General features: G+C 69.2%; 3 protein-coding genes and 1 pseudogene. 1 reads left to right on the top strand and 3 read right to left on the bottom strand.

All coding sequences use genetic code 11. From position 1 onward, the window contains the following. A pseudogene (locus ACFPZI_RS21750) lies at positions 1-505 on the top strand (ISKra4 family transposase); the annotation flags it as partial. A gap of 106 nt (positions 506-611) precedes the next feature. Here ACFPZI_RS21750 and ACFPZI_RS21745 read toward each other — a convergent pair. From ACFPZI_RS21745 to ACFPZI_RS21735, 3 genes are all read right to left on the bottom strand, one after another. After that, positions 612-1,403 (bottom strand): class I SAM-dependent methyltransferase, encoded by a 792-nt coding sequence (locus tag ACFPZI_RS21745; RefSeq protein ID WP_326625265.1) that lies wholly within the window; start codon positions 1,401-1,403, stop codon positions 612-614. A gap of 489 nt (positions 1,404-1,892) precedes the next feature. Further along, positions 1,893-2,480 carry an aminoglycoside phosphotransferase gene (locus tag ACFPZI_RS21740; RefSeq protein ID WP_381365449.1) on the bottom strand — a complete coding sequence of 196 codons (588 nt, stop codon included), beginning with the start codon at positions 2,478-2,480 and terminating at the stop codon, positions 1,893-1,895. A gap of 134 nt (positions 2,481-2,614) precedes the next feature. Further along, a complete protein-coding gene (locus ACFPZI_RS21735; protein ID WP_381365446.1) occupies positions 2,615-4,498 on the bottom strand; it encodes an ABC transporter ATP-binding protein in 1,884 nt (627 codons plus the stop codon). Between the last annotated feature and the right edge of the window lie 76 nt (positions 4,499-4,574).

Genomic DNA, 4,574 nt, shown 5'->3' with positions numbered 1-4,574 from the left:
GGTACACATCGTCATCGACCTCATCCACGTGCTCGAATACCTCTGGGACGCGGCCTGGTGCCTGCACGAGGCCGGCGACCCGGCCGCCGAAGCCTTCGTCGCGCGACACGCCCGCACCATCCTCGGCGGCGGCGCCGAACAGGTCGCGGCCGCCCTGCAGACAGCCGCCCGCACCGCCCAGCTGAAGAAGAAGCGACGCAAGGGCATCGACGACGCCATCGGCTACCTGCGCAACAAGGCCCCCTACCTGCACTACGACACCGCGCTGGAACGCGGCTGGCCCATCGCCACCGGAAGCATCGAAGGAGCCTGCCGCCACCTGGTCAAAGACCGGCTCGACATCACCGGGGCCCGCTGGGGACTCGCCGGCGCCGAGGCCGTACTCAAGCTCCGCGCACTACGCGCCAACGGCGACTTCGACACCTACTGGACCTGGCACGAGGAGCAGGAGTTCGCCCGCAACCACCAGGCCCGTTACCGCGACCACCTCACACTCGCGGCCTGATCGACAGCACCCTCATCGGATCTGCACCCATATCGAATAGACCAGTGGCCAATCTTCGAATGGCATTTGGTTGTTCACGGCCGTCTCGGCCGGCGCCGCGGCTGGGTCAGCCTGGCTTGACCGCCAGCGTCGCAAAATAGTTCGACATGTATTGGGCGGATGCGTTGGATTGGTCCGGTGCTTCTGCGAAGCCGGTGAGGACGAACCCCGCGGCGAGTTGCCCGCCGATCTGGTCGGTGAGGGTGTGACTATATTCAAGAGGGGCATCCGCGCCGAACTTCGTGGCGCGTTCCTCGGCGGAGTACTGCGTGACATCGCTGTAGGGCAGCTTGTGCACGACGACCAGCTCGCCGCGCTCGTCGAGGGCCTCGTGGTCGAACAAGTACACATCAGGGTTGAGGAAGCCCACGAGCAGAGTTCCGCCCGGTCGCAGGACGCGGAAGCACTCACGCCACACCGGTGCCAAGTCGGGTACAAATAGGTTCGAGACCGGGTGGAACACAACATCGAATGCTGCGTCGCCCAAGGCGCTGAGGTCGCGCATGTCACCCAGGACGGTGCGCAGCTCAAGTCCGTCGCGCGCCGCCACCATCTGGTCCTGGCCGAGCTGGCGGGGCGAGTTGTCGAACACGGTGACCCGCGCCCCCGCGGCGGCGAGGATCGGACCCTGCTGGCCACCGCCGGAGGCCAGGCACAACACGTCCTTGCCGGTCAGGTCCGTCGGCAGCCAGGAGCGGTCGACTGGCTCACGCCCGATGAGAACAATCGACCAGTCGCCCATGCGGGCGCGCTCGACATCCTCAGCACTCACCGGCCTCGACCACTCGTTGCCCTCCTGGACATACTTGTCCCAGGCTGCCCGATTATGGGCACCGGGGTCGACGACAAGGTCCTGCACGTTTAACTCCCTGCTACAGCCAAGCGGACATCAGCGGTACCGACAGTTCGGCGCCGCTAGCCAACACGATCACAGGAGCGGGCGTCGAGGTGCCCACGGGCTCGCCGGTGGTTGCGCAGCGGGTGGTAGGCGCTGGTTGACGGGGTTGCGGAAGCCGTAGGCGTCGTGGGCGACGGTCTTGATGACCCGGTTGGTGCCTTCGGAGCGAGTGCACAAGGCACTCGTCTGCGGCTACGCGATGCCGAACACCGAGCAGTCCCGGCGACGCTCTCGACTCGCTGTAGAAGTCGGGGCCAACTTGCTCGACCTAGCTTTCCGCGAGAGCACCGAAGGCGACCCCGAGATCCTCGCCGACGCCGCGCTCATGATGGACCTCTACCTCTTCGCACCGTCACAGACGAGCCGCCTCTACTCCTCTACCCCGCACGTCGCGGGGCGCCGAGTGGGTCGATCTGGACCCGACAACACTGATTCCGACAACTCACTTGCCTAGTGAAGGAGCTGGTTGTCGCCGTGGATGTAGCCGAGCGGCACCGGGCCGACGCGGCGCAGCTGGGCCGCGTAGTCGCGGACCAGCTGCTGCTCGCCTCCGGTGAGCCGGTCCCCGGCGCGGCCCAGGTACTTCTCCGCGCCGTCGGCCGCGGCCCCCAGAAACCCTTCGGCCTCCGCCCGGTCGCCGCGGTCGAGCTCACCGGCTTCGTGGAGCCGGGCGCACAGCATGCCGGCCTGCGCGTGTACGGCCCGCCACGCGGCGGAGGACAGACCCAGACCCGGCGCCGGAGCGCCCGGCGCGACCGTGAGCAGCAAGGCCAGGTCCTTCGCGCGGCTGTCGAGGAGCTGGGGAGCCCGGCTGTGCCCGAGCGTGGGAACGACGTGGCGGTAGGCCCTGGTCTCGCGGGCGAAGAACTTCGCCGAGGGCGAGGCCTTCACGTACCAGCGGGCCCCGCCCTCGCCGGCCAGCTCCCACACCCGGGAGCGGTGCCAGTCGTGCGAGGCGTCGCGTGCGAGCACGACCGGCCCGGTTCGCTGCTCCGCCCAGCGCTGCACTGTCGTGGGCAAGGGTTTCGTCTGGCTCATGCCGTGCTCCTCGCGCTCGGGTACGAAACGCACGGGGAACGGGAGGCAAGGTCGTCGGCAGCGGCGGGTGATGGGGGCACGGCTTCTCCTTCATGGGGCCCGTCCCGCCCAGGGGCGGGACGGGGCGAAGCGGATCAGCGGTCCTGCGACAGTTCCAGGAGTTCGGCGAAGGTTCCGCCGGCGTGGACAAGGTCGTCGTAGCGGCCCTGTTCGGTGATCCGGCCGTGCTCCATCACGACGATGTGGTCGGCAATCTTGGTGTTCTCCAGGCGATGCGTGACCACGATCGTGATGCGGTCCGCGGCGATGGCCTTGATCTGCTCGAAAATCTGGTGCTCACCGCGCGGATCCATCTGAGAAGTCGGCTCATCCAAGATCAACAACCCCGGACGCCGGTACAGGGCCCTCGAACAGGCCACGCGCTGCCACTGCCCGCCGGAAAGCTCCGAGCCGCCGAAGACATCGCGGGCCAGCAGGGTGTCCAGGCCCGCGGGGAGGTCATCGACGGCCTCACGCAGACCAACCGCGTCGATGGCCTCCCACACGGGAGCGTCGTCGTGCGTGCGGGGTTGGCCGAGGGTGACGTTCTCGCGGACCCGCAGCGGCCACTGCGCGAAGATCTGCGGCACCAGGCCGGTGTTCGCCCACACCGTGGCGGGGTCCACCTCGGCGAGGTCGGTGCCGTTCCACGTGACCCTGCCCTTGTCCGGCAGGTAGATCCCGGTCAGCAGCCGGGTGAGCGTGGACTTCCCCGAGCCGTTCGCGCCGACGATCGCGAGGATCTGACCGCGCCGCAGCGCCAGGGAGACACCGTCCACGGCGGGCTTGTCCTTGCCCGGGTACTGGTAGACGACCTCCTCAAGCCGGATCTCCTCGGTCGGCGCGGTGTGTACGTGGGTACCCCGCTTGGGGGCGCGGGCGGCGGCGTCGTCGAGGAAGGCCTGCATGTCGCCCAGGTACAGGCTGGTGTGGAAGACCGCGGCGCCGTTGATGACCACCTGGGACAGCGCGGCGAGCGTGGTCTGCACGGCGATGACCGCCGTCGCCGCGACCGCGAGTTCGATCCGGCCGGACACCGCCAGCCACGCCAGCGCACCCCAGGTCGCGACGAGGAAGACGCCGCCGACCAGCGCGGAGAGCAGGGCGATCCGCAGGGTCCGCGGCGCGGCGGCCAGGGTGCGCCGGTCACACCGGTCGGACAGGGCTCGGTACCAGTAGATGAGGTAATCCGTCATCGAGTTGGCGCGGACCTCGTCGCCGTACTTCGACTCGGTCGCCCACCAGCGCATCATGCCGCGCACGTTGCGGTCGGCGATGTTGGCGTAGTGGATCTCGTAGTCGACCCGGGCGGTCAGCACGGCGCCGACACCGGCCGGCAGCACCGCGAGCAGCAGCGGCGGCAGCATCCATGGGTTCAGCACCGACAGCACGCCACCGGCGGTGACCATGCGAATCAGCGCGGACAGGAACCGCTGAGCGTCGGTGACCATGACATGCGTGCGGATCACCCCCATCTCGGCTGCCTCGTGCCGGTCCGAGAAGCCGTCCTCCGCATATGCGGAGGCCTCGACCCGGCACACCGCCTCGACCAAGGCGGTGTCCGTCTCCGTGGTCAGCCGCGGGGTGATCCGCCGTTCGGCGTACGTGGCCACCGCTCCCGCCGCGCGTGCCAGGGCGGCGGCGAGCGCCACCACCAGCAGCGCCGGCAGGGCGCCGTGCAGCCGCTCGCCGGCAGTGCCGTCCCCGAGGACCGGTGCCATGGCGCGGGCGGTGGCGGCCAGCAGTACGGCGGCCGCGATGCCGGTGACCACCTGGCAGCCGATAAGGAGCTGCACGGCCCGCCGGTCGGTTCGCCATGACAGCCGGGCGATCCGGCCCAGGACGGCAGGGATCTGCGCGCACATCCGCCGGAAGGAAACCTCGGCGAGTGGATTGACGGAGTACTGCCCGCTGTAGGTGATCTCCGCGGGAGGTGGTGGCGCGGTGGTCTGCTGCTCGTTCGTGGCGGCCGAGGTCAACGTGGTCCCCCTAGACCCGTACTTCGCGGGTCGTTGATTCGTATGGTGTGACCGGTCCGGGGGTGTCCCCGGGCCG

Source organism: Streptomyces chlorus, assembly GCF_042655885.1.
Taxonomy (GTDB): domain Bacteria; phylum Actinomycetota; class Actinomycetes; order Streptomycetales; family Streptomycetaceae; genus Streptomyces; species Streptomyces chlorus.
This window is presented reverse-complemented; position numbering and strand designations above follow the sequence as displayed.